The sequence below is a fragment of the Aliiruegeria haliotis genome, from assembly GCF_003003255.1.
Lineage (GTDB): Bacteria > Pseudomonadota > Alphaproteobacteria > Rhodobacterales > Rhodobacteraceae > Tropicimonas > Tropicimonas haliotis.
In genome coordinates this window covers 146,587-170,862 of record NZ_PVTD01000007.1, presented here as the reverse complement: position 1 = coordinate 170,862, position 24,276 = coordinate 146,587, and the positions used below count along the sequence as shown (strand labels likewise).

Genomic DNA, 24,276 nt, shown 5'->3' with positions numbered 1-24,276 from the left:
TTTGGCTACCGGCGCCCCGCGAAAAGGGTTTCCTTCAGTCTCATCACGGCGAAATCCAGAAACAGCCGGATTTTCGGGTCCTGGAGCCGTCGGTGGGGGTAGAGGCAGCCCAGCGTCGCCGATACGGGGGGCGTGTCGGGCAAAACCTCGACTAGCGATCCATTTGCGAGCGCCTCGGCAACATCGAAGCGTGGCTTGTTGGCGATCCCCCATCCTTCTTCCGCCCAGCGTGTAAGGACATCGCCGTCATCTGCGTCGTATCTCCCCGCGACCTCCAGGCGTTCCGGACCGTCGCGACCCTGTAGTGTCCAGAAATACTCAGGCGATCGTGGGTAACGCAAAAGCAGGCAGTTGTGGTCGTTCCTCAGCAAATCGCCGGGAGTTTTAGGGTGGCCATGCGACGCAAGGTATTTTGGTGATGCACACAGGACTCTTTCACATGACGCGATCTTGCGGAACTTCAGGTTTGAATCCCGAAGCTCCCCTAGAAAAATCGCCAGGTCCAGATTGTCGGCCAACATGTCGACCTTTCGATCCGACAGGCGCAACCGGATATTGACTTCTGGATACTGCGCGACGAATTCCGGCACGAGGGGGGCGATCAGGCGCCGGCCGACACCCAGTGGGGCCACAACGCTGATCGTACCGCGCGGGGCGCTTGAAAACCCTGCAACCGCCGCCTCGGACTCGCGGATGGATTCCAAGACCGATCTTGCGTGATCGTAGTAGACCTTGCCGATTTCCGTTGGTGTCAGGGAGCGGGTTGTTCGGTTAAGCAGGCGAACGCCAAGATGCGCTTCAAGTTCCTTGATGCGTTTGCTGGCAACCGCGGGGGTCAGGCGCAAATCGCGGCCACCGGAGGTGATGCTTCCAAGGTCAACAGAGCGGACGAACACGTTCAGGCAGTCCACATACTGCATCGGTTTCTCCTTCAACCCTGGTTCCGCAACGGGCGAACTTGAAAGCGATGTCCGGCGGCAGAACTTTCAACAAAACGTAGAAACAACATAACCAATATCGACGTTTTGTTGAAGCGCTATTCCGCTTAAGCCTTCGGGGCCGGTGTTGCCGGACACAATTGGAGGCGCCCAATGACATATCGACAGGACATCCGGTTTCTTTTGAACGACCGCGAGGTTTCGTTAGACACCGTGGGCGCCGATGACACCGTTCTGGACTTCCTGCGGATCGATCGTCGATTGACCGGAACCAAGGAAGGCTGTGCGGAGGGCGATTGCGGGGCCTGCACGGTTCTGGTCGGTCGCATCGACAATGGCGCGCTTCGCTATGAGGCCGTAAATGCCTGCATCCGCTTCCTTGCCTCGCTGGACGGATGCCACATTGTCACAATCGAGCATCTTGTCGGCCCTGACGGGGCCCTGCATCCCGTTCAGCAGGCGATGGTTGACTACCACGGCAGCCAATGCGGCTTCTGCACGCCGGGCTTCGTGATGTCGCTCTATGCCCTGTGGATGGAGAACCCGACGCCCACGGAGGCCGAGGTCGAAAGCGCGGTGCAGGGAAACCTTTGCCGCTGTACCGGCTACGAGCCGATCATCCGGGCGGCGCTGGCAGTTTCCCGCTACGGTACGCCCACCCGCGATTTCCTCGTCGCGCAGCGCAACAAGATCGCCGCCAAACTGACAGCGCTGGACGATGGCCGGACAGTTGCAGTGCGCAGGAAATGCAGCCGCGCCTTCCTTCCGGCCAACAGCGACGATCTCGCAGAGATCCTTGCCGCCAACCCAGGGGCGACCATAGTCGCCGGATCGACCGATGTGGGACTCTGGGTGACGAAGATGATGCGCTGGATCTCCCCTGCAATTTTCATCGGCAATCTGCGCGACCTCAAAGAGATTCACCTGACCGACGATGCGCTCACCCTTGGGGCAGGGGTTACCTACACGGAAAGCCAGCAGGTGATTGGCGAGGCTTTCCCGCATCTCACGGCCTTCTGGGACCGCATCGCAGGCTGGCAGGTGCGCAACATGGGCACGATCGGCGGCAACATCGCCAACGGATCGCCCATCGGGGACACGCCTCCCGTCCTGATCGCGCTGGATGCCACGATCACCCTGCGCAAGGGCGCGGAGCGTCGTCACCTGCCGCTCGAAGATTTCTTCATCGCTTACGGCAAGCAGGACCGGGACCCGGCGGAGTTTGTCGAGTGCATCGCCATCCCGCGTGAGCCGGGCGGGTTGCATGCCGCCTACAAGATTTCCAAGCGTCGGGACGAAGACATCTCCTCGGTCTGTGCCGCGTTCAACCTTCGCGTCGAGGAAAGCACGATCACCGGGGCCCGGATCGCCTTTGGCGGCATGGCAGCCACACCGAAGCGGGCCAGCTCTGCCGAGGCCGCGCTGATTGGCCAGCCATGGAGCGAGGCAACACTGGTGGCCGCGTCCAGGGCTCTGACGGAGGATTTCACCCCGCTGACGGATATGCGTGCGAGCAGCGACTACCGGATGAGGGTCGCGCAGAACCTGTTCCGCCGTTTCTATCTCGATCACGTCGACGCGGCCCCCGCGCCGTTGATGCACGCCTGAGCCGGAGGATCTGCCATGAGAGACCAAGTCACCATCCACGGCGCCGCGCATACCGATCTCAAGCACGAGTCCGCCATCAAACATGTTACCGGCCGGGCTGAGTATTGCGACGACATTGCCGAACCCATCGGCACGTTGCATGCCTATCTTGGCGTCTCGAACGTGGCGCATGGCCGGATCCGGTCCATCGACCTCACCAAGGTGCGCGCCGCGCAAGGCGTTGTCGACGTGCTCACTGTCGAAGATCTTCCGGGCAGCAACGACATCAGCCCCACCGGGCTCAATGACGAACCGGTCTTTGCCACCGACAAGGTGGAATTCTGGGGCCAGCCACTGTTTGCCGTCGTCGCCGAAAGCCGTGATATGGCCCGCCGAGCCGCCGAGATGGGCGAAGTGGACTACGAGGTGCTGCCGCATGTGACCGACACCGAGGCGGCGATGGCGGCGGGCTATCCCAATGTTACCGCTCCGCTGACGCTCAGGCGCGGCGAGGTGGCCCCGGCGCTGGACGCCGCGACCCACCGGATCGCCGGGCAGCTCAAGGTCGGCGGCCAGGATCACATGTATCTGGAAGGCCATATCGCCTTTGCCATTCCGGGCGAGGATGACGACGTGGTGGTCCACTGCTCGACCCAGCACCCAAGCGAGGCGCAGCACATGGTGGCCCATGTGCTTGGCGTACCCTCCAACGCTGTGACGGTGAACGTGCGGCGCATGGGGGGCGGTTTCGGCGGCAAGGAAAGCCAGATGAACCTGTTCTGCGCCGTGGCCGCGGTGGCGGCCAAGAAGCTGAACCGACCGGTGAAGATCCGCCCGGATCGCGATCAGGACATGACCAGCACCGGCAAGCGACACGATTTCGTTGTCGACTACGACGTGGCCTTCGATGGCGATGGGCGGATCGAGGCGGTGGATGCCCAGTTCGCGGCCCGCTGCGGCTACAGCGCGGACTTGAGCGGGCCGGTGACCGACCGGGCCCTGTTCCACGCCGACAACACTTACTTCTACCCGAATGTGCAGCTCACATCCCGCCCGATGAAGACAAACACCGTCTCCAACACGGCTTTCAGGGGCTTCGGCGGGCCTCAGGGCGCGGTGATGGCCGAGCGGATTGTCGAGGAAATTGCCTTCAAGCTGGGCAAGGACCCGCTGGAGATCCGCAAGTTGAACTTCTATGGCGAGGGCGAGCGGAACGTGACGCCCTATCACCAGACGGTAGAGGACAACGTGATCGCCCGACTGGTGGACGAACTGGAAGAGACCTCCGATTATCAGGCCCGCCGCGCCGCCATCCTGGAGCACAACGCAAAGGGCGGCATTACCCGCAAGGGGATCGCGCTGACGCCGGTGAAATTCGGCATCTCCTTCACCGCGACCTGGTACAATCAGGCCGGCGCGCTGATCCACATTTACAACGACGGCTCGATCCACCTGAACCACGGCGGCACCGAGATGGGGCAGGGGCTCAACACCAAGATCTCGCAGGTGGTTGCGAGCGAGTTCCAGATCGATGTCAGCCGGATCAAGATCACAAAGACCACGACGGAAAAGGTGCCGAACACTTCGGCAACGGCGGCGTCCTCCGGTGCGGATCTGAACGGTATGGCGGCACAGAATGCCTGTGTTCAGATCCGCGACCGGCTGGTCAGGTTTGCCTGTGAGAAATGGGGCGTCCCCGCCGAGGATGTGGTTTTCGCGCCCAACGAGGTGCGCGTGGGCGGCGAGATCTACAGCTTCGATGCCTTCATCAAGCTGGCCTACATGGATCGCGTGCAGCTTTCGGCCGCAGGCTTCTACAAGACGCCAGAAATCCACTGGGATCGGGCCAACGGCACCGGCCGGCCGTTCTATTACTACGCCTATGGCGCGGCGGTCTCCGAGGTGAGCATTGATACGCTGACCGGCGAATACCGGGTGGAGCGCACGGACATTATCCACGATGTCGGCAAGTCCCTGAACCCGATCCTCGACAAGGGGCAGGTTGAAGGCGCTTTCGTGCAGGGCATGGGCTGGTTGACCACGGAGGAGTTGTGGTGGGACGACAAGGGGTGTCTGCGCACCCATGCGCCCTCCACCTACAAGATCCCGCTGGCCTCCGACCGGCCGCGCGAGTTCAACGTCAAGTTGGCGGACTGGTCCGAGAACCGCGAGTTGACCATCAAGCGGTCCAAGGCAGTGGGTGAGCCACCCTTCGTGCTCGGCATTTCGGTGCTGGAGGCATTGTCCATGGCCGTGGCCTCGGTGGCCGAGTACCGCGAATGCCCCCGGCTCGAAGCGCCGGCGACGCCGGAACGCATCCTGATGGCGGTGGACCGCCTGAGCGAAGCCTGACCCATGACGCCGGCGCGCCTCTCAGCCTTCCTGGCCGACCATGCGGACATCATGCGGGTCGAGTTGACCCGGGTCCGCGGTTCGTCTCCGCGCGAGCAGGGGGCCTTCATGCTGGTCGCGCCAGATGCGATGATCGGCACCATAGGCGGCGGGCAACTGGAATACATGGCGATAGACCATGCGCGCAGGCTTCTGCGGAGCGGCGAGGCATCCGCGCAGATGGATGTGCCGCTCGGGCCGGAGATCGGCCAGTGCTGCGGTGGACGGGTCGAGATTGCGCTTTCGTGGATGGATGGTGCTGCGCGTTCGCAGGTCGTGCAGGTATCAGACGCAGAGCGTGAGATGCTGCCGCAGGTGTTCATCCTCGGTGCCGGCCATGTGGGCCGCGCGCTGGCCGACCAGTTCCAGCACCTCCCCGTCCGGCCCCTTCTGATCGACGAACGCGCCGAAGAATTGGGGCATGTGACCGCAGGCGTCGAAACCCGGCATACCGCGCTGCCCGAAGCGGAGATCCGCAACGCGCCTGCGGGAAGCGCCTTCATCGTGCTCACCCACGACCACGCGCTCGATTTCCTGCTGACCTCCGAGGCGTTGGCCCGGAACGATGCGGCCTATGTCGGCATGATCGGCTCGGCCACGAAACGCGCGTCCTTTTCCAGCTATTGCCGTCGCCATTGCGACGGTGTGGAGACGGACGCTCTCATTTGCCCCATTGGGGCAAGCGGTAGCCGCGACAAGCGGCCGTCCGTGATTGCAGCGACCGTCGTCGCCGAAGTGATCACGGCGTTGACCTCTGAAACTGCCGCGCACGCCCCCGAACGGGGGAAGGCTCCGATCGCATCGGAGATGTGAACCGGGCGGCCGATTGCCTCAGAGGAGGAGGCATCGGCTTGTTCCGACAACCAGAGGAGGCCCGCCAATGAGCGGTCAAGGGTACACCTACAAGCTGTTTGTGCGCAGCGATTTCAGCGCCTTCTGGGCGCTGTTCACTGACAACCTGATCAACCTGATGGTCCTGGCCGGGATCTGCCAGTTCGTCTTCCAGATGCCGGCCGACATTGTCTTCGGACGGATCGTGCCCGGCGCGGCCGTGGCCATTCTGGCCGGTATTCTGGTCTATGTCGGCCTTGCCCGGCGCGCTGCCGCCCGGCACGGGCGGGACGTGACGGCGATCCCCTACGGCATCTCGACGCCCGTGATGTTCGTATACCTGTTCGGGGTGATCGGGCCGATCTACTGGTCGACCAATGACCCCGTTCTGGCCTGGCAGGTCGGGATCGGCGCGGGCTTCATGGGCGGTATCGTCGCGGCCTTCGGGGCCGTGATCGGCCCGTGGCTGAAGCGCGTGACGCCGCGCGCGGGCATGCTCGGCACGCTCTGCGGCATTGCGCTGGTGTTCATCGGCAGCGTGCCGCTGGCGATCGTCTTTGAGGAGCCTTTCGTCGGCTTCGCCTCGATGATCATTATCCTGTGGGGGCTCGTCGGCCGGTTCCGGCTTCCGTACAACATCCCGGCCGGTCTGCTGGCACTGATCGTCGGCACGATCGTCGCCTTCTCCATCGGCAAGGCAAATGTCAGCTTCGATGGTGTCGGTGTCTACCTTCCCATGCCCTATGTCGGTGACCTGATCGCCGGTATCCAACACCTTTTCGCCAATCCGGAACTGTTCCTCGTCCTGGTCCCGGTGCAGATCTACAACTTCATCGAGACGATGAACAACGTGGAAAGTGCCGAGGCTGCGGGTGACCATTACCCGGTCGCCACATGCCAGATCACCGACGGCCTTGGCACGATGATCGGCGCGCTCTTCGGCTCGCCCTTCCCGACCACCGCCTATATCGGCCACCCGGCCTACAAGCGGATGGGAGCGCATGCCGGCTATATCATCGGAGTCGGCGTGGTGATCCCGGCAGCAGCCTTTCTTGGCCTGCTGGCCTTCCTCAACAACCTGATCCCCGTGGCCGCTGCTGCGCCGGTTCTGGTGTTCGTCGCGCTCAGCCTGATCACCAACACCGCCCATTCGGTGAAGCCCGAACATATGGCCGCGGTGAGCATCGCGATGATGCCACATGTGTCGTCCTTCCTGATCACCAAGTGGGGTTCGCTGATGGGCGCGCTCGGTGCAGCAGGCGTTGCCGGGCTGCCGCAGCTTGGCGATCCGGACCTGACCGCCGCTCTGCTGCAACAAGGGGCGCATTTCGAGGGGCACCTCGCGCTCAGCCAAGGCGCCATTCTGACCGGTCTGATCTGGGGCGCTATCGTCGCCTCGGTGATCGACGGTAACTTCCGCAATGCCGGTGGCTTCGCGCTGGCAGCGGCGGCGATGTCGATGGTCGGGGTCATCCATGCCGGAACGCTGCAGATGCCTGTCATGAGCGGTGTGTCGGCGGGATACCTGATCTCGGCCGCCTTCCTGTTCATCTACCCGATCTTCCACCGGGACGATGAGCTGGTGAACCACAACGTCGTTGTCGACGAGCCGACCCAACCGGCGGAGTAGCCCTCCTCCTGTCGGGGCAGCGCGGGTCCGGCTCCTCCCGGGCCCGCGCTTGCAATGATCAGATACCAGAGAGATCGATATGACCAAGACACTCCTGCGCGGGCGCGTGCTGTCCTTCCGTTCAGAACCGGCAGGCCCCGACGACGCCGACGCCTATCTCTACATCGAGGATGGCGCGCTGCTGGTGGCCGATGGACTGATCGAGGGGGTCGGAGAATTTCCCACTGTCGCGGCCCAGGCGCCGGATGCCGTACTGATAGATCACCGGCCGCACCTGTTGATGCCCGGATTCATCGACACGCATATTCACTTTCCGCAGGTGCAGGTGATCGCCTCATGGGGCGCGCAGCTCCTGGACTGGCTGAACACGTACACGTTCCCCGAGGAAACCCGCTTCGCCGATCCCGATCATGCCCGGGCAATGGCATGCGCTTTCTATGACCAGTTGACCGCGCACGGCACGACCACCGCGCTGGCCTTCTGTTCGGTTCACAGATCCTCTGCCGATGCGTTCTTCGAGGAGGCCGAGCGCCGGAATATGGCTATGATCGGCGGCAAGGTGATGATGGACCGCAACGCGCCCGAGGCGCTGCTGGATACCGCACAGACCGGATACGACGACAGCAAGGCGCTGATCGATGCCTGGCATGGCAAGGGCAGGGCGCGCTATGCCATCACTCCGCGCTTCGCCATCACCTCCACGCCAGAGCAACTCGACATGGCTGGCGCGTTGGTGGCAGAATACCCCGATTGCTTCGTCCAGACCCATCTGTCGGAGAACCGCGACGAGATCGCCTTCACCAAGTCGCTCTATCCGAAGGCCCGGGATTATCTGGACGTGTATCAGAATCACGGACTGCTCGGCCCGCGCACGTTCTTAGGTCATTCGATCCATCTGGAGCCGCGCGAGATCGACGCCCTTGCCGAGACCGGGGCGCACCCGGCTTTCTGCCCGACCTCGAACCTCTATCTCGGCAGCGGCCTGTTCGACGATGCCGGGCTGCGGGATCGTGGGATATCCAACAGTATCGCCACCGATGTTGGCGCGGGCACCAGCTATTCCATGCTGCAAACGCTGAATGAAGCCTACAAGATCCTTCAGCTTCAGGGGCAGATTCTGCATCCTTTGCGGGCCTTCCACTGGATCACACGCGGCAACGCGGCGGCTCTGGGCATGCAGGATCGCATCGGCACGCTGGAGGTCGGAACGGATGCGGATATCGTGGTGCTGGACTCGCGGGCCACCGGCGCCATGGCGCTGCGCATGGAACGGGCGGAAACGCTGGCCGAGGAATTGTTCGTGCTCCAGATCATGGGCGACGACCGAAGCATCGCGGAGACCTATGTGGCTGGCGTGGCGCAATCCAATGTGTCCCAAATCAGGGCACCCGAGAACGCCATACCGCGCCTCGCCCTCGCCTAGTACGTGCGGCGTGGGAGGATGTCGCCCGCCCTTCAAGGAAGCCGCCCCGTATGGCTTCCAAAAGCAATGCCGCGAATTCTGGCTGCATCCTCCCGCGGAACCAAACCAGCCATGAATTGTAGGCTTTTGCGCGTCGCCAGCGTCCAACCCGGCGATGTCCGCTGCGAGCTTCTTCCGGGTTGGGAGAATCGATAGAACGGCGCACTGACTCGCGTCTGGTTGTGTTCTGTGGCGGCATTCCGGACGGTGGTGGCAGAAGTAACTCGCTTGCGTCGGGGCAGCGAGTTGACTGGCGACTGCGGAAGACAAAATGCAGTCCGTTCATATTCTTCAAAGGCAAGGAGAACATCCTTTTGGCGTGATGATGTACAACGGCTTCCTGCTTTTGCTCCAATCCGTGGAGGATCTGCATCCTGAGCGGGGCGTCGGTATCAGGCAGTTAACTTTCTTCTACTGGTGGCAACGGTTCGAGCCGTTGGTTGCTGCCGAGATCTGAAAGCGCCGGGTCACAGGTTCGCGGCCGAGCCACCTGCGTTGGCACCTCGACGATTTGATCGTGAAGAACAACGGAGAGCGTCACTGTCTGTGACGCGCGGTCGATCACGACGGCGAGGCCCTGGAAAGCTACGAAACAAAGCCGCGGGACAAGATAGCCCCCTTGGAAAACTCAAGGAAAACGCTGAAGCGCTATGGCCACGTGGATTTCTTCGTCGCTGATGGACTGCGGTCATGTGGTGCCGTGTCGAGGGAGACCGGAGCGGCAGACGGCCAGCAAATTGGCCGTTGGTTGAACAACAGGGCGGAGGGTTCGTACCTGCCGTTTCGATGACGAGTGCGATCAATGCTGCGCTTCTGACGAATGAGGAGCTTGCAGTTGTTCACCGCCGTCCACGCCTCTGTTTTTTAACCCTTCAATTTGGAGTGTAATCTCGTTCCAAAAGGCGTTCCGGCGGGACGGCGCGGTGGTTGTGGTTGCAATTTTTTCTTGGGCGCAGTTCTGCTCGGAGGAATTTGCCCGATGATCGGAGCGGCATTTGTCATGATCTTGGCGACGTATCTTGGCTTCACGCTGTGGTCCGAGATGCAGCCCGGTGGAACTCCCGCTTCCGTTGTCTACGAGAACCAAGCAAAGGCCGCGGTTGGTCCCGAAATGTCGTTCGGTGTGTCTTTGTCTATCGCCGCGTCAGGCTTGGTATTGACCATTCTTGGTCCACGCTTCTTGGTATCCGGTGCCGTTTTGCTTGCTCAAGCTGCAGGGCTTTCGGAAACGGTGATTGGTCTTGCCATTGTTGCAAGGGACTTCGATGCCAGAACTCCTGACTTCGGTCATTGCAGTCCGCAAGGGCGAAGGGGCCGTCGCACTGGGCAACGTATTGGGCAGCAATATCTTCAACATACCAGGGATTCTTGGAGTTACGGTCTTCGTTCACCCGATCGTTATCCCGAAAGAGATTGCCAATCTGGACATCTGGGTCCTCTGTGCCTCAACCCTTGTACCAATAGCGTTTGCCCGTAGCGGCTGGACAGTTAGTCGGCGCGAAGGTGGCCTTTTCTTGCTGGCTTGCCTCACATATCTTGGCGTGCTTCTGGCTTGAGAGCTTTTCATTTCAGCGTTCTGATTGCTCGCTGCGGACTTGCGCCGAGACGGACTGCATGCCTGTTCCGTTCTTTGCCAGATCCTTGTGCCGGCTGCGGTAAATGGCTGGCCCAATCGTGTCAGCTACTATTGCTGCCGTTCACTGAACATCTTGGGATGGAGGTGCGTCATCAAGTTTGTCGATCTATTTGGAGCCCTTGCTCTCAATCGTTTGAGCTTTGGCAACGCCGCAAAGACGCCGATCTCTCGCAGCAGCCCGCCGCATACCAATCCGTCCCTGTTCCAGCCCGGCGCCTGCCACCAATCCTCACAGGCGCACGGCGGCGCCTCAATTAGTTGCGGTTGCGGTGCCGATGTCACCGGGCAGGCATGTACACGGTCCGTTTGTCGTCGCCCGCGGCTGGTCGCGGAAATTGAACAGCAATCTGTCGAACTTGCGGTTCTTTGGCTCCAGGGCGATGTTAGCGGCCTGCGCATCAGTTGGAGAGCGCAGTCGTAACTCCAGGCCGGCGACCTAAACTGTTCCGGAGAGCTGACGGTCCACTCCGAAGGGTGCACGGGCTATTTCGGCGCCGCCCGAACCCAGCTCTCCACCCGGATCGAAGCCCTCTCCAGCGTGCAGGTTGACGCTCACGCTCAGCACAAAATTGGCGGTCCTCAGTCCGTGTATCCGCCAACATGTCGCCGCGGACGTCGTGGCTCTTCGGAAAACGATCCGAGATCTCACAGATCATCGCCGTGTCCATGGCTTCGACGGAGACTTCGGTCCCCGCAGCCGCCGAGGTAACCCGAGCACCCTCGAAAAAAGGAACGCAATCGAACAGTTGTTCACTTCGTCCTGTCGGTGCGAGATATTGAGGGTCGGTTTGCCCTGAGCGCTCAGCCTGCGCTGGGCCATGTGCAGAACCGAGCCTCCGCGCTATCCGGGTGGCGAGGTCTTCGCGGAGCATAAAGGGCAGACCAACTGTCCTTGCCTAGAGACGTTTGATTCTGTCTGACATCACGGCTCGAACGGCAACTTCGCGACCCGAAACCTCGGACCTTTGCCGTATGTGCGCCATCAGTTGAGATCCAATAGAGCCTACGCGGCGTATCTAGAATAGTGCGGTTTTACTTCGAGGAAGCAAAATGCGATTCTGCGTTCAGATCGGTGCTGTTGGGGCGCTTGTATCATTGGCAATCGTGGAACCCTCTGCCGCACGGGCCCAAGGGCGTCCTGCCGATGTGCAGACCGATGTAGTTTCGGTCCAACAAATGTTGGAGACTTCCCGAGTTTTTGGACAGGTGATTGCCGAGCGGGAAAGCGCTGTCGCCGCCCGCGTCCCGGGGATCGCGGTGGAGATCCCCGTCCGCGTTGGCAGCCGGGTGAAAAGTGGCGACCTGCTTGCGCAATTGGATACCGAACTCCTCCAGATCGAGGCCGATCGCGCTCAGACCGAACTCATGATCGCCGAGGCTGGATTGCAAGTCGCGAATGCGAGGTTGGATCGCGCTGTCAAGGCGTTCGCCCGCGCCGAAAACCTTCGGGCGAGTGCGAACATCTCTGACGCAACTCTCGAAGACCGTGTCTCGGCATTGGCCGAGGCACGTGGCCTGCGGCGGGAGGCGGAAGCGCGAATTGCGTCGGCCCGCAATGCCATGACACGCGCACAGTACAACTTCCGCAATGCATCGGTCGCGGCACCCTTCGATGGTGTGGTGCTGGAGGTCTCGACAGAGGTTGGCCAGTACGTGTCGGCGGGCAGCCAGATTGCGACGCTACTCGATGTCGGTCAGCTGGAAGTACAGGCCAATGTTCCTGCGGAACTCATTGACGCGCTGCGTCCGGAGGTGTCGGTTGAAGGAGAAACCGGCACAGGCGTAGCACTGGGGCTGACACTTCGGGCAATTCTTCCGACCGAGTTCGCCGCCACTCACACCCGGCCCGTCTTGTTCGAGTTGTCTGACGCCATCGGCAGTGTCGCGGTCGGGCAAACGGTCACGCTGAACGTTCCGGTAAGTGCCCCTCGGGATGTGCTGGTCGTTCCGAAAGACGCGCTGGTGCAATCTCGCGACGGGTGGAGCGTCTTCGTCAATGACGACGGAACTGCCATGCCCCGCACCCTTGAGATCGGAGAGGCCATCGGCGGCGGTTTCGAGGTGTTGTCGGGCCTGCAGGCCGGGGACAAAGTCGTGGTTCGGGGAAACGAGCGCTTGCGCCCCGGCCAATCGATCGTGCCGCTCAATGGCGGCCCCCAGGATGGCGTTGAGGACCAACCCGCCACGACCCGCAGCCCTGCGGAGGCAGGGGATCCTCGCTCTACGCAGCGCGGCGAGGACGAGGGCAGCTTGGGCCCGGCGTCTGCGACCGCCCCGAACGTCTCCGACGAGGCCGCCGCCGTACCAGGCACCGTGCGTGGACGGGGCTGATACCATGGACCCGATCCGCTTCGCGATTGAACGCCCCATCGCTGTGCTGGCGGTCGTGGTGATGGCCGTGCTTTTTGGGGCCCTGGCGTTGACACGTATTCCGGTGCAGCTCGCCCCCGACGTCCGAAAGCCGATCGTCGTTGTCGAAACCAGCTGGCCCGGCGCAGCGCCGGCCGAGGTCGAACGCGAGATCGTGAACCCGCAGGAGGATGCCTTCCGCGGCCTCGAAGGCTTGGAGCGCATGACCAGCCGCGCCCGTCAGGGTGACGCCGAAGTCACTCTTGAGTTTGCCGTCGGGTCCGACATGGCCAACGTGCTGCTCCTCGTGTCGAACAGGCTCGATCGCGTGGGCGGGTATCCCAACGAGGCCAATGAACCCACGTTGAACACGTCGGGCTCGGACGACAGCCCGATTGCATGGGTGATTGTCCGCGCGAAGGACGACACCGCCCGCCCGATCTCGGAATACGGTGATTTCGTCGAGGACGAGGTCAAGGAGAGGCTGGAGCGTATTGACGGTATCTCGACCGTGAATGTCTTCGGCGGCGTGGCACGCGAACTTCAGGTCGTGATCCATCCCGATGAGCTTGCGCGCTATGGCATGACGATCCCGGCTGTTCTGAACAGCCTGCGGGCGGAGAATGTCAGCGTATCGGCGGGAGATGTGGAGGAAGGCAAGCGCCGCTATCTGGTGCGCGCGGACGGCAGGCTCGACACGATCGCAGCCGTTGAGAACGTGGTTCTGCGGAGCGAGACGCAAGGGGCCAGCAACACGCTTGGCCGCGTGCGCGTCATGGATGTGGCCGATGTGGAATTCGCCTACAAGGACAGCAACGCGCAGCTGAGGTTCCGCGGCGAACCCGCCATGGCTTTCAACCTCGTGCGCGAACAGGGCGCCAACGTTATTGCGACGATGGAAGAGGTCAAGCGCGTGCTCGACGAACTGGAGGCCGGGCCGGTGGCGGCGGCCGGATTGACGCTGGAGCAGGTCTACGACGAAACAGTCTATATCGAAGGTGCTATCGACCTCGTGGTCCAGAATATCTGGATCGGCGGGCTGCTGGCCGCCACGGTACTCCTGATCTTCCTCCGTTCGCCGCGGGCAACGCTGGTTGTGAGCCTCGCCATTCCCGTCTCCATCGTTGCCACCTTCGTGGCGATGGCGGCCACCGGCCGGACGCTGAATGTGATCTCGCTCGCAGGTATCGCCTTTGCCGTGGGCATGATCGTCGATGCGGCCATCGTCGTGCTCGAAAACATCTACCGCCTGATGGAAAAGGGCATGAGCCGTCGGCAGGCCGCGTACGAAGGCGCGAGGCAGGTCTGGGGTGCGGTGCTGGTCTCGGCTCTGACCACGGTGATGGTGTTCATCCCGATCCTTGTCATGCAACTGGAGGCCGGCCAGCTATTCCGCGACATCGCGGTGGCCATCTCCGTGTCGGTGATCCTGTCGCTTCTGGTGGCGGTCACGGTCGTGCCAGCCCTGTCCAGCAGGCTGCTCCAAGGCAGCAGCGCAAGCAGCCGTCGCGTTCCGGGGGTCGACCACCTTGCCGCAGGATTCAGCTGGCTTGTGATGCAATACGTGCGCCTGACGGTGCGCGTGCGCGCGATCGGGCTTACTTTTGTCATACTGATCGGCACCGGGGCCGCCTTTGCCGCGTGGGCGTTTCTTCCGAAACTGGAGTACCTTCCGGAGGGCAACCGAAACCTGGTGTTCGGTCTCCTGATCCCGCCGCCGGGCTACAACCTCGCGACAACGGAGACGATTGCGGAACGGATCGAGGAAGTCGCCCGCCCGATGTGGGAAGCCGCGCCGGCGACCGAAACCGCAGATGGCACGCCCGCCCTGCAAAGCTTCTTCTTTGTGGCGACGCCCGGCAACAGTTTCGTTGGTGCGGCGACGGTGGATGGCGCGCGCGTCGCCGAGGTCATTCCGGTCCTGTCGCGCCCGATTTTCTCCGAGCCGGGCACCTTCGGGTTCATGACCCAGCCGTCGCTCTTCGGGCGCGGCGTCGGCGGTGGGCGCACGATCGAACTGAACATTTCCGGCAACGAGCTTGAGGACATCCTCGGTGTCGCCGGACAGGCTGCGGGCGTCATCGCCGGGCTTCTGCCACGTTCTGAAGGGCACCAGTTCCGTCCGATCCCGGGTCTGGAACTGGGAGCTCCCGAAGTTCGGTTGATCCCGGATCGGGTTCGCCTTGCCGATGCCGGGCTTACGACACAGGATTTCGCGGCCACGGTCGATGCCTACAACGACGGCATCCGGGTCGCCGAGATCAATGTCGGAAATCGCCGGCTGGATCTGACGCTGAAAGGCGATGCAACGGTTCAGAGCGCACTACGCACCCAGGACATCGCGTCGCTTCCCGTCGTCACCGCTTCCGGACAGATCGTGCCTGCTGGCGGCCTGGCAGAGGTCCGGGTGACCGCCGGTCCGACCGAGATCCGTCACCTTGAGCGGCTCAGGACAGTCACTCTGGAGGTGCGCCCGTCGGATGCCCTGCCTCTGGAAGCTGCCGTCGAGTTGCTCGAACAGGAGGTGATCGCCCCCCTGCAGGATCGCGGCCTGCCCCCCGGGGTACGACTGTCGGTGTCCGGAACGGCGGACCAGCTGTCCCAGACCTGGAACGCCATCCAGATCAATCTCGCGGTTGCCCTGGTAATTGTCTTCCTGGTGATGGCGATCCTGTTCGAGAGCTTTGTGCTGCCGCTGGTCGTGCTGATCTCGGTTCCGGTGGCCGCGGCCGGCGGTGTCGGCGGATTGGCCGTTCTGAACACCATCGGATCGCAACCGCTCGACATGCTGACCCTGCTCGGTTTTGTGATCCTCGTCGGCATCGTCGTGAACAATGCGATCCTCATCGTTCACCAGTCGCTCTACCACCTGCGAAACGAAGGCATGTCGCCGTCCGACGCCATTGAAGAAGCAACCCGGAACCGGATCCGCCCGATCTTCATGTCGACGCTGACATCGGTGTTCGGAATGCTGCCGCTTGTGGTGTTTCCTGGCGCTGGATCGGAGCTCTACCGCGGCTTGGGCGCGGTTGTTGTCGGAGGGCTGTCCATGTCCGCCTTCCTGACGCTGCTGACAGTGCCGCCATTGCTGCGCCTAGCTCTAGGCTCGCACATGCGGCCCAAAGCTGACATGGAGCAACTGCCCCCCGAAACTGAGCCAACGACCGGACCACAACCGGGGAATGCAAGATGGCTCGGAAACAGTGTTCGGACGACGACGACCTGAAGCTGCTGCGATAGATCGATCTTAAGGTGAGGGCTGGTGCTGCTTTCAGGACGTGCTGTCGCTCGGTTGGTGTGAGCGCCGCCACCAGCAATACTAGGTGGCTTCGGCTTGATGGGGTGGGTAGGTCGCATTTGCGCAGGTTTGAGGAAGCGAACGCTTGGCTAAACAATCTGATCATCAAGGAAAGCCCGAAAACCCTGGAACAACGGGATTGGCGGTGAAGCCGCTACGTCGGGCCGCCATTCGCATGTGCCAGAAACTCGCAACCTAAGAGCGGCGAACCCGCAACGTGAAAGGCCTTACCTGCAGTACGATGCAGTACCAAGCCGTCGAGAAAAGCGGTTGTGCCCGACTGCTGGCCACGATCCGCTTGGCAACGAGTTATACCCGCTATCAGTAGAAAGCGGATCGGTGACAGAACAACAGGATCGAGAAGTGTCACCTTCCATTTCGACGACGCGAATGGACGATGCAGGGTCCTCGAGAATGCGACATGTTCAGTTGTTTGCCGTCGTTCCTGTTGCTGCCCAAAACCATCCCATTTTAGAGCAACACCTGTCATCAACAGCCCTTTGCAGCAAGATCCGCACAACCTCTCTCGCGGAGTGAGATCGACTCAGTGCTACATAAGAGGCAGTCATCCTGCCCTTCTGGAGGCGAGCTCGGGTTGGCTTGATAACGCCCGAAGCTGAGCTGCGACAGTCCAGTTTGGGTCGAAGGCGCCTTGCGGAAGTACAGCGGAAGAGGGGCACATTTGCGAAGGCATCGCAATCCACGCAGGTTGCCGAGCAATTTCTTTACTGAGTTGGAGACCGCTACGGACGTTGGAAGCGGCCAATTGACCGAGCGAGCCTCTTGTCCCTCCATGGCCAAGACCCCAGAACTGCTTGTCGCTATCTCCGAGCAAACTTGACTGGCTGCGTCTTGCAATCGAGGATTGTTGACGGGCCGCCATAGATAGACCCCGATAGATCAGCTTTCTTAGTTTACATGGAGTATCTCTCAGATGCGAAAAAGGTTCGGAATTGCCTGTCTAACGAGCTTCGCCCTTTCGGTTGGATCGGCATGCGCTGAGGAGATCGCTGACACCATCTATACTGGCGGCCCGATCCTCACCATCAACGACGCAGAGCCGAGCGCGGAGGCTGTCGCCGTTAAAGACGGAAGGATCCTTGCCGTTGGCCAACTAGCGGACCTGATGGCGCATCAGGGCGATGCGACAGACGTCTTTGATCTCGACGGTCGGACGATGGTTCCGGGCTTCGTCGACAGTCACGGGCACGTGGTTTTTGGGGGCTTGCAAGCCCTGTCTGCAAATCTTCTTGCGCCGCCGGACGGCGACGTCCGCGACATTGCCAGCTTGCAGCAGACCTTGCGTGACTGGACCAGCAAACATAGCGAAGCGGTGGAAAAGGCCGGTGTGGTGATCGGCTTCGGTTACGACAACGCTCAACTTGCGGAACAGCGCCACCCAACCCGCGAAGACCTTGACGCCGTCTCGCGCGACCTGCCTGTCATCATTGTTCACCAGTCCGGGCATCTCGGCGTGGCAAATTCCAAAGCGCTCGAAGTCGTTGGTTTCGATGCGTCGACCCAAGATCCGGCAGGTGGGGTGATCCGGCGCGGCTCCGACGGCGAACCGAACGGGGTTCTCGAAGAATATGCGTTCTTCGGGGCGCTTGTCCCCTTGCTGACACAGCTGGGGCCGGAAGCCTTCGCGGAGTTTGCTGTCGCCGGGTCGGAGCTGTGGGCGAGTTTCGGCTACACCACCGGGCAGGATGGCAGGTCCACCGGGGCGAATGTCGAAACCCTCAAAGCCATGGCGAGCGAAGGGCGCATTCCCATCGATGTCGTGGCGTATCCGGACGTACTCGAAGCGAAGGACTACATCGGCGAGAACGTTTCCAAGGACTATGACAACGGCGTTCGCGTCGGCGGCTGCAAGCTGACGATCGACGGGTCCCCGCAAGGCTTCACCGCGCTGCGTGACCGTCCCTATTACGACCCGGTCGGGAACTATCCGGCAGGGTACTCAGGCTATGCGGCTGTGACCATGGATCAGGTGCAGGAAGCCGTGAACTGGTGCTACGAGAATGGCATCCAGATCATCACGCATGCCAATGGCGAAGGCGCGTCGGACATGTTGATCGCGGCGCTTGAAGCTGCGCAGGATGAGTATGGCGACCCGGGCAACCGGCCCGTGCTGGTCCACGGGCAGTTCCTGCGGGAGGATCAGGTAGACGCCTATAAGAGGCTGGGTGTCTTCATGTCGGTCTTTCCGATGCATACTTTTTACTGGGGGGACTGGCATCGCGATCATACAGTCGGCCCGGTCAACGCCGAGAACATTTCACCTACCGGCTGGCTGGTCGAACGGGACATGATCTTCGGCTCGCACCATGATGCGCCGGTCGCGTTCCCAGACAGCATGCGCATCCTCGATGCAACCGTGACCCGCCGCACGCGGTCGGGCGACATCCTTGGCCCGCACCAGCGGGTGGATGTGATGACCGCCCTGAAGGCGCTGACAATCTGGCCGGCCTATCAACATTTTGAGGAGGAGGACAAAGGCTCGATCGAGGCAGGCAAGCTCGCGGATTTCGTGCTGCTCTCCGAAGACCCCACGGCCATCGACCCCGAGACGCTGGACGAAATCCGGGTGCTGGCGACCATCAAGGAAAACGAAGTCATCTACGAGGCGGTCGAAAAGACGGAGAAGGGCGAAATCAGAACCTCTCCGTTCATGAGCGACCCTGCGACGGCTCACCGTTTTCTTCACGCGATGTATCAGGCGACAGGTGTGGAAAAACCATGGCTTCAGCAACTCACCCTTCGGTTTCGTTGAAGGTGAACCATGCGCCGCCGGGAAGCGTTGAAGCATTCTCGACGTCACTGGCGACATGTGAGTACGAGCGTCCATTCCAGCACCAAGGAGCGATGCTCAAACCAGTTGTGTCGTCTCGCGCATTGCCTGCGAAACTGGGATCAGCCGCCACCAATGTGTGTTCGACCGGAGGGGCTTCGCTGCCGAAACAGATCAATGCCACCTTGAGCGACATACTCCGTTTCTGTCCGTTTGCCTCCGCAAGCCGGTCAGTATCCTGCAATGTCGGAGCAAAAACGCTGTGACTTCCAATACACACCGCAAAAGTCGCTGAAGCCATTGCATTTTGTTTTACTACTGTCGGCCTACACCCTGAAGGCGGCAGTCGAAAACATCACCTACAACCCGAATTGAACAGCAATATCAGAGAGTTGAATTGGACTTGGGACGTGGTTTTCACCCAGTGAAGTGGTCCTCCAATGTTCTCTCATCAATCCCGAGATGGATCTTGCGCCAGACGTGCCGTTTGGGACCGCCGTGCTTTTGAGCATGCCTTTCGCCTTCACCCTCTACCCTGATTCCCGTGGTGTTCGCTGCCCGGCAGGGTATTGCGCAGCAATGCCCGAGAGGGGGGCAGCAGGTACGATGGTCCCTTGGTGGCGCGCTACGGGATGTTCACTGCAAGTGTCTTTTGGCGGCGAGTCGGCGTGCTCAAATCGCGCACCGTCCAGTCAGGGCCAACCTGCCGCAACAGGCTCTCGACGAACCCGGTCGTCTGCCGGAGCGAGCACCCTTATCGTCAATCAGCTTTGAATGACAGTATCGCTGTAGGTCTGCTGGCTGCCACGCCTGCCCGTCGGCACGGCATCCCGGCTCTGATCGGGATCGAACCAGATCGTCAGCGAGCCCCGGCGCTTGAACGCTTCTTTGTGAGCCGACCGGTTCCTGGTCCTGTAGATTGGGGTGTGGGTCTGCTCATACATTCCGGCTACCACACTGGATTCACGAAATGAAACGCTCAGAGGACGTCTGCAACAGGACGGTGCTGTTCCCTCGGCGCGTTCAGCATCAGGCCACGGGCCGGTTCTTGCTTCAGGTCAGGCTGGCCAACGCTCTACGGCAAAGATCGGAGACCCCTAGAAACCCATATTTGCTGGCAATGTCGAGGGCCAGCTCAAGTCGGTGCGGTGCGTCTGAGATTCTGGCCGACACCTCCCTCAGCAGCACAGCTTGCAAGAAGTTATCCCCGAGGTTGCGTGCAGCGGAAAGGGCTTCCTCCGCAAGAGTTTCCGCTTGCTGTAGATGACCGGCCTCCAAACGTAGCCGTGCCTGACCGGCGACAATCCACGCGTGAAATTGAGCCAACTCCAGGTTTTCCGCCGCTTCGCGCTGAGTGGCCAACAGTTTCTCGGCGCGATCTGTTTGGCCCTGCGCGATCAGAAGTGGAGCGAAATCAGCCACGACCCAGCATTCAAGGATCGGCGCTTCGATTGCTTCGGCGAGTTCAAGCGCGCTGTTGAGCAATGCGAAAGCTTCGTCACCGGTATCGGTCAGCAGTATGGCCTCGGCCAACCGGTGGCGGGCGAATATCATGTCGAAAGGCCGCCGGCTTTTCTCTGCCAATTCAAGGCAACGTTCGGCATGTTGCCGGGCCGGTTTGACACTGCCGTGGATCCTGTGGCAGCGGGCAATATGCCCGTGGCACCAGACCGCTCGGGTGCCGGTCTGGCCGAAGCGCCCATCCGGGTGTTCGTCCCAGAAGGGCAGGGTGGGTTCCATTGTAGCAATGGCACGGGACCAATCGCCCGCCATGGAGAGGGCTTGCCCGAGAGCAAGCCGTGCTTCCTGCGCCTGTTGTGAGCCGACCGGAGCAGCCTGTACCGCTTGTTCCCCGGATGCGATTGCGGCTGCCAATCGGCCATGTGTGCTGAAGAGGTAGCTCTTGCCGATCAGGGTGGCGGCGGTGAGACACGGATCGTCAAGCTGGCGCACGATCTGCTCTGCCTTTTCCAAATGGCCGACCGTGGCCTGGTATTCACCAAGTGGAACAAGCACCGGGCGCAGGCGGATATGCAGGTCGACAATTTCATGCTGGACGTCAGTTGCACGGGGCAGATTTCGCAGGGCCCCGATGGCGAGTGTATAGGCGTCTCGTGCCGAGGAATAGGCGGAGAGTTCGGCAAAACTGTCCCCGGCCTGCCGATAGAGATTGCCTGCAATCCGCCACTCCTGTGCCTGCAATGCATGATGTGCGCGGTCGGGCGTGGTGTCGCCTGAAGTGTCCGTGGTATCGGATAGCAAATCGAGTGCGCGGCGGTGGAGAGCCTGCCGGTCCTTGCGGAGCATGGAAGCATATGCCGCCTCGTACAGCAGCGCGTGTTGAAACCGGTGTTCAGCCTGGGCAGTGTTGTGGTTGCGGCGGACGATTTCCCGCGCACGCAACTCGGCGAGATGCTCTTCGCAGACCTCCTCCTTTTGATCCGCAAGTTTGGTCAGCAGACTTTCGGAGAAGTTGGTGCCCAGTATGGCAGCGCATTGCAAGCTCCGCCGGGCTGCGGTGGGGATCTGTTGAATGCGGGCGGAAAGGATGTCCCGGACGGTTGGCGGGACCGCCGGCGGGTCGGAGGCCATGTCGGCGGCATCGGCATGCCGGGCCGACTCCACAAGGAAAAGCGGAATGCCTGCTGTTCGCGAGATCAAAGCCTCTATTGCGCCCACGTCATCTCCACACGGCTCAAGAAGGGCGTGCAGAAGTTGGCGAGAGGCGTCGTCGTCGAGCGGGCCAAGCGATATCTGGCGAAAGAAACTGCGGCCCGCCCAGGCGTTCTCATAGTCAGGCCGATACGTGGCCAACACAGAAATCTCGGAGCCTGGCAGGTCGTCGATGACCTGCCCGATCAACGCCTCTGTTTCCGGGTCGATCCAATGGAGATCTTCCAGCACCAAGACCAATGGCCCCTTTCGGGCGTAGAAGTCGATCGTGTGGCGAAACAGAGCTCCCACGCTCCGGCGCCGTTCAGTCGGAGATAGGGCGCGCCACGTCGGGTCGTTGTTCCGCTGATCAACGAAATGGCGCAATGTGGGTGCCAGTTCGCCCGGAACGGCGCCCTCCGACCGCCAGCTCATGAACAGGCGGCGCAGCGGCTCGAAAGCGGTGCCTTTGCTGCGCTCGCGGGTGTCGATCGTCAGAACAGTGAAGCGCTGCGCCGCATTTGAAGCCAGCGCCGCCTGAATCAATGCAGTTTTTCCAATTCCGGCCTCGCCAACGATGCCGACAAAACGCCCTCCGGTGCGAAGCTCGGCCAAGAGCTGTGCCAGTTCGGTTTCGCGGGCCACAAATGGCACGGCGCTGTGATCGCCGTCATCCAAGGTCGGTCTCATCGCCTCCTCAACGGGCAGATCGAATGCAATGCTACCCTGTGCCCCTTGCTGCGCAAGTTCCACCGCCCCGGCAGCGAGATGTGCAACGACCCGGTGGTCGGTGGCAGCAAACAGCGTGTCTCTCTGGAAAATCGCGTCACCGCGAACAACGCCGATCTTCAGGGAATCCATACCGGGCTCCGAAAGCAGCGCGCCGGCAAAGGAAAGAGCATCATTGGTGTGGTGTTCGATGGGAGATCCTGCACCAAACACACAGAGCGACGTGGGGCCGGATGACGCCATGAGCAATCCGCCATGGTCGTCGGCAAGATCGGCAATGCGCGCGCGCAGCGGCATGGCCAGTGCCTCGAACGCCTCGGGATCTCTGGGGAGATCGGGAGGCAAAATGGCCACCAGTGTGATTGCGCGCCGTTCGCGCGCAGGCTCGGCGGGGGTAGGTGCGTTCGCCGATGGAATCTTGCCCTCCGAAACTCCCGGGAGGTCCAGGGCGAGATATCCGCGCCGCCAGTGATCCCGGTCCTCAGCCCGGGCGTGATAGCGCATCACGGCTTCGACAAACACGGGGCAGGAAAACCCCGGAGGAGCTTGCGTCAGGAACCGCTCTGTGAGTTGCGCCGCCATCCCGTCATTCCCGGAAAGCGCGTGGCAGAGTGCGGCATGGAGGTGGACATGGCTTGGCGGCTCGGAGAAGCGGTCGTAGAGGTCAAGAGCATCTCCGTAGCGGCCAAGCAGGAAATGCGCCTCGATCATCCCTTCGAAATGTGCCTCCGGGAAGAGCGGGTCCAGCTCCATGGTGCGTCGGTGACATTCCAGCGCCGCTTCCGCATCGCCGGTCGCCCCAAGGATCGTGGCATGTAGATGGGTGCAATCAGTGGAGTTGGGATTGATCGATATGGCCTGGTCACTGTAGCGGCGCGCGCGGGTGAACTCACCGGCAAACAGGAAGGTCATGGCCGCGTGAGACAGCACGCGCTCATTGTCAGGGCCAAGTGCCAGGGCTTCGCGAGCGTGGTCCAGCGAGCGGGCACGATCCTGAGCGGTTTGCTGCCCGGTTTCGAAGACACTATAGGCGATCAGGAACCCGAGGAGCGCTTGCGCCAAGGCATGTTTGGGATCGTCATCAACGATCTTCTGGAACTCGGCAATCTTGCGGGTGATATCGGCGCGGGAAAGATCCCAACTGGCCCGCAGAAATGCCTGGTGGGAGGAGAGCCGAGGCTCCGGCGTGGAACTGGCGGCGTCACGGCTGGCCCTGTCGAGCAGACGCCAGGGCAGTTGTCCGGCAATGGAGGTTACGATCTCGTCCTGGATTCGGAACAAGTCTGTGGCCAGACGGTCGAAAGCTTCGGCCCAGATCGTGGCCCCGCTGGCTTTCTCAGAAAGCTGCACTGTGACGCGCAGGCTGTCGCCTGCCTGCCGGACGGAGCCTGAAACGAGATAGGTCGCCCACACCTGCGCAAGCGGGTTCTCCAGCAAGGACGCGTTCTCGCCAAGGACGAGGGCGGAGTTGATCGAAATCACCCGGAGTTCGCGGTATCGCGACAGCGCCACGATCAGGTCCTCGGTCAGCCCCCTTGCAAGCGGCCCCGGCCCGTCGGCGGAGAAATCGTTGAAAGGAAGCACGAGGAGCGAGGCGCCGGTTTCCTGTGGGGGCAGCGGGGCGTGGCTCGCCGGGGGCATCGCCTCCGGGTCCTGAAGGATTTCGGCAACGAAGCGGAAACCGCGCTTGGGAAAGGTGCGAATGACCGCCTGCGCCCGCCCGCTGTCGCCCACTGCCTGACGGGCAAGGTTCATCCGCGAGGAGATGGTGGCGTCCGAAACGATCCGTCCGTCCCAAATGGCATCGACCAGATCATCCTTGGAGACCACCTGCGAACGGTTCTCGATGAGAAACACGAGCATGGCAAAGACCTGCGGCTCGACGGCAATCGGCCCGTCCGCGCCGGACAATTCCTGCGTGACTGTGTCCAGACGGAAATCTCCGAAGCGGTAAATCATCGCACGGCGTCCCGCACCGCCCG

13 protein-coding genes and 1 pseudogene are annotated in these 24,276 nt (G+C 61.7%); 10 read left to right on the top strand and 4 right to left on the bottom strand.

Annotation, left to right across the window (positions count from 1 at the left end):
- Nucleotides 1–5: 5 nt before the first annotated feature.
- Complete coding sequence (locus CLV78_RS16565) at nucleotides 6–920, bottom strand: LysR family transcriptional regulator (RefSeq protein WP_106206052.1); 915 nt, start codon at nucleotides 918–920, stop codon at nucleotides 6–8.
- A 171-nt stretch (nucleotides 921–1,091) separates the two neighbouring features.
- On the opposite strand from CLV78_RS16565, the gene xdhA reads away from it, so the two are divergent.
- The 10 genes from xdhA (at nucleotide 1,092) to CLV78_RS16515 (ending at nucleotide 18,895) form a co-directional block, all read left to right on the top strand.
- The gene (xdhA, locus tag CLV78_RS16560) at nucleotides 1,092–2,546 is read left to right on the top strand and encodes a xanthine dehydrogenase small subunit (RefSeq protein ID WP_106206050.1); all 1,455 of its coding nucleotides are present in this window, start codon (nucleotides 1,092–1,094) and stop codon (nucleotides 2,544–2,546) included.
- A 15-nt stretch (nucleotides 2,547–2,561) separates the two neighbouring features.
- On the top strand, nucleotides 2,562–4,877 hold the full coding sequence (gene xdhB / locus CLV78_RS16555; RefSeq protein WP_106206048.1) for a xanthine dehydrogenase molybdopterin binding subunit: 2,316 nt from the start codon (nucleotides 2,562–2,564) through the stop codon (nucleotides 4,875–4,877).
- Nucleotides 4,878–4,880: 3 nt separating this feature from the next.
- Complete coding sequence (xdhC, locus tag CLV78_RS16550) at nucleotides 4,881–5,729, top strand: xanthine dehydrogenase accessory protein XdhC (protein ID WP_106206046.1); 849 nt, start codon at nucleotides 4,881–4,883, stop codon at nucleotides 5,727–5,729.
- Nucleotides 5,730–5,796: 67 nt separating this feature from the next.
- Nucleotides 5,797–7,377: a xanthine/uracil/vitamin C permease gene (locus tag CLV78_RS16545; RefSeq protein WP_106206044.1), complete on the top strand. Its 1,581-nt coding sequence runs from the start codon at nucleotides 5,797–5,799 to the stop codon at nucleotides 7,375–7,377.
- Nucleotides 7,378–7,456: 79 nt separating this feature from the next.
- Nucleotides 7,457–8,800 carry a guanine deaminase gene (guaD, locus tag CLV78_RS16540; RefSeq protein WP_106206042.1) on the top strand — a complete coding sequence of 448 codons (1,344 nt, stop codon included), beginning with the start codon at nucleotides 7,457–7,459 and terminating at the stop codon, nucleotides 8,798–8,800.
- Nucleotides 8,801–9,110: 310 nt separating this feature from the next.
- Nucleotides 9,111–9,296, top strand: coding sequence for a hypothetical protein (locus CLV78_RS24545; protein WP_245925127.1), 186 nt, complete (start codon nucleotides 9,111–9,113; stop codon nucleotides 9,294–9,296).
- An 808-nt stretch (nucleotides 9,297–10,104) separates the two neighbouring features.
- On the top strand, nucleotides 10,105–10,395 hold the full coding sequence (locus CLV78_RS16530) for a sodium:calcium antiporter (RefSeq protein ID WP_146136710.1): 291 nt from the start codon (nucleotides 10,105–10,107) through the stop codon (nucleotides 10,393–10,395).
- A gap of 1,130 nt (nucleotides 10,396–11,525) precedes the next feature.
- Nucleotides 11,526–12,806: an efflux RND transporter periplasmic adaptor subunit gene (locus CLV78_RS16525; RefSeq protein ID WP_106206038.1), complete on the top strand. Its 1,281-nt coding sequence runs from the start codon at nucleotides 11,526–11,528 to the stop codon at nucleotides 12,804–12,806.
- Nucleotides 12,807–12,810: 4 nt separating this feature from the next.
- Complete coding sequence (locus tag CLV78_RS16520) at nucleotides 12,811–16,050, top strand: efflux RND transporter permease subunit (protein WP_106206036.1); 3,240 nt, start codon at nucleotides 12,811–12,813, stop codon at nucleotides 16,048–16,050.
- A gap of 1,006 nt (nucleotides 16,051–17,056) precedes the next feature.
- The gene (locus CLV78_RS16515) at nucleotides 17,057–18,895 is read left to right on the top strand and encodes an amidohydrolase (protein ID WP_106206034.1); all 1,839 of its coding nucleotides are present in this window, start codon (nucleotides 17,057–17,059) and stop codon (nucleotides 18,893–18,895) included.
- On the opposite strand, the gene CLV78_RS23675 is transcribed toward CLV78_RS16515, so the two are convergent.
- The 3 genes and pseudogenes from CLV78_RS23675 to CLV78_RS16505 all read right to left on the bottom strand — a co-directional run bounded on the left by CLV78_RS23675 (nucleotide 18,876) and on the right by CLV78_RS16505 (nucleotide 24,253).
- Nucleotides 18,876–19,109 (bottom strand): hypothetical protein, encoded by a 234-nt coding sequence (locus tag CLV78_RS23675; protein ID WP_146136709.1) that lies wholly within the window; start codon nucleotides 19,107–19,109, stop codon nucleotides 18,876–18,878. The genes CLV78_RS16515 and CLV78_RS23675 overlap by 20 nt on opposite strands.
- A gap of 239 nt (nucleotides 19,110–19,348) precedes the next feature.
- Nucleotides 19,349–19,853: pseudogene (locus CLV78_RS16510) on the bottom strand (transposase); the annotation flags it as partial.
- Nucleotides 19,854–19,966: 113 nt separating this feature from the next.
- Nucleotides 19,967–24,253, bottom strand: coding sequence for an AAA family ATPase (locus tag CLV78_RS16505; protein WP_106206032.1), 4,287 nt, complete (start codon nucleotides 24,251–24,253; stop codon nucleotides 19,967–19,969).
- Between the last annotated feature and the right edge of the window lie 23 nt (nucleotides 24,254–24,276).

What these genes read in the sequence shown, in the direction of transcription:
- CLV78_RS16520 (WP_106206036.1), top strand. Translation starts at nt 12,811, where the DNA reads ATGGACCCGATCCGCTTCGCGATTGAACGCCCCATCGCTGTGCTGGCG.
- CLV78_RS16565 (WP_106206052.1), bottom strand. Translation starts at nt 920, where the DNA reads ATGCAGTATGTGGACTGCCTGAACGTGTTCGTCCGCTCTGTTGACCTT.
- CLV78_RS16530 (WP_146136710.1), top strand. Translation starts at nt 10,105, where the DNA reads ATGCCAGAACTCCTGACTTCGGTCATTGCAGTCCGCAAGGGCGAAGGG.
- xdhC (WP_106206046.1), top strand. Translation starts at nt 4,881, where the DNA reads ATGACGCCGGCGCGCCTCTCAGCCTTCCTGGCCGACCATGCGGACATC.
- CLV78_RS23675 (WP_146136709.1), bottom strand. Translation starts at nt 19,109, where the DNA reads ATGTCGCTCAAGGTGGCATTGATCTGTTTCGGCAGCGAAGCCCCTCCG.
- CLV78_RS16525 (WP_106206038.1), top strand. Translation starts at nt 11,526, where the DNA reads ATGCGATTCTGCGTTCAGATCGGTGCTGTTGGGGCGCTTGTATCATTG.
- CLV78_RS24545 (WP_245925127.1), top strand. Translation starts at nt 9,111, where the DNA reads ATGCAGTCCGTTCATATTCTTCAAAGGCAAGGAGAACATCCTTTTGGC.
- CLV78_RS16505 (WP_106206032.1), bottom strand. Translation starts at nt 24,253, where the DNA reads ATGATTTACCGCTTCGGAGATTTCCGTCTGGACACAGTCACGCAGGAA.
- xdhA (WP_106206050.1), top strand. Translation starts at nt 1,092, where the DNA reads ATGACATATCGACAGGACATCCGGTTTCTTTTGAACGACCGCGAGGTT.
- CLV78_RS16515 (WP_106206034.1), top strand. Translation starts at nt 17,057, where the DNA reads ATGCGAAAAAGGTTCGGAATTGCCTGTCTAACGAGCTTCGCCCTTTCG.
- guaD (WP_106206042.1), top strand. Translation starts at nt 7,457, where the DNA reads ATGACCAAGACACTCCTGCGCGGGCGCGTGCTGTCCTTCCGTTCAGAA.
- CLV78_RS16545 (WP_106206044.1), top strand. Translation starts at nt 5,797, where the DNA reads ATGAGCGGTCAAGGGTACACCTACAAGCTGTTTGTGCGCAGCGATTTC.
- xdhB (WP_106206048.1), top strand. Translation starts at nt 2,562, where the DNA reads ATGAGAGACCAAGTCACCATCCACGGCGCCGCGCATACCGATCTCAAG.